The 1,383-nt window shown below is 65.6% G+C and carries 1 protein-coding gene; it reads right to left on the bottom strand.

Translation table 11 applies throughout. The features are described from left to right. Positions 1–1,279: IS1380 family transposase (locus GP2_RS20780; RefSeq protein WP_006902627.1), on the bottom strand; the 1,279-nt coding region annotated here is incomplete at its 3' end. Positions 1,280–1,383: the final 104 nt, after the last annotated feature.

Raw genomic sequence — 1,383 nt, 5'->3', positions numbered from 1 at the left:
CGGCGATCGAGAACACGCGGTGGCGCAGTCGTTTGGGTTCCCACCGGCGAGCGGGATGATCAGCGAAGGCCAGCAGCTGGGTCCAGGCGATCAGCTCGCAAGCGAGCATCACGATGGCACACCAGATGCGGTTCTGATCGAATCCGTGCAACGGAAGATTGGTCAGGCCACAGTCTTTCGCCGTGCGGACCCGGTCTTCGCAGCGTGCGCGTCGCCGGTGACGCAGTTCCAGATCGGCGAGTTGGCCACGAACGGTGTTGGTGGCGAACGCGGTCACCCGCAACCCATCACGATCGGTGAAGCGTAGCTGCGCACCTGGATGCGGGCGCTCCTTGCGCACGATCACTCGCATGCCTTCGGGCCAGCCCGATAGGTCGATCAGCCCGGTCAACTCGGCCACCCACGCCCCGTCGCGCTCGATGCCCTCGGCGTCGTAGGCCGGGGTCCAGGCCTCGGGACTGATCCGGTCGATCGCGGTTGCGGTCGCTTCGGTGAGCCCGAACCCGACCGAGTACGCCAGGCGTCGTCGGGTGAGGTAGTCGACGAACTCGTGGGTGCCGCCGGCCGAGTCGGTGCGCACCAGCACCGACTTGCCAACCCGATAGCCCGCCACGTGCGGTAGCTGCTCGAGTGCGGCGGCGGTGACCGCGATGTGATCGGCAGCGGTATTGGCACCAGCATTACCCGGGCGCAACTCGATCGCTAGGGGTTCGCCGGTGCCGTCGCTGCCGTGATCGACGAACGCACACAGCGGGTGAAAACCGAACCCCCGCTTGTAGGTTGGTGCCGCATCCTGTTTCTCCGAGTGCGCGGTCACCAAAGTGGCGTCGAGGTCGACGATCACCGGGTCAGCGACGTCGGCGTCATGGTCGGGAGCAGTGGCACCGGCTGCTGACCAGCACGCTGCCCGCGCGGCAGCACGCGCGGTCGCAATCGCCGACAGCGCCGCCGGCGCATCATCGGCCAACGTCGAGATCAGGCGCGACACCGTCGGATCAGAGGCGACCTGACCGAACACCGCCGGGTCGGCGCGTAACTGGTTGATGTCGGCCAAACAGTCGCCACCGATCGCGACCGCCACGGCCAGGTCGGAGATGATCTTGCCCGGATCATGAGTCGCCAAAGGTTTGCGCCACGGCGCCAACGCCTCGGATAATCGGCTGGTCAGACCCGTTTTCTCCGCAGCCCGGAGTAACACCGCGGCGCCGGCGTGCGACACGACCCCGGTTCCGGTGCCATCTGCAGACAGCGTGGGGTACGGCGACGTAGACTTGCTCACCTGAATGGTGCTCCTCGATCTGGTCCGATTGATACCTTCGCAAGTTCAATCATCCCAGTTCAGGGCACCATTCTTTATTCACGACACGAATCAGCGTGAAAGCG

It is taken from the genome of Gordonia paraffinivorans NBRC 108238 (genome assembly GCF_000344155.1).
Taxonomy (GTDB): domain Bacteria; phylum Actinomycetota; class Actinomycetes; order Mycobacteriales; family Mycobacteriaceae; genus Gordonia; species Gordonia paraffinivorans.
This window is presented reverse-complemented; position numbering and strand designations above follow the sequence as displayed.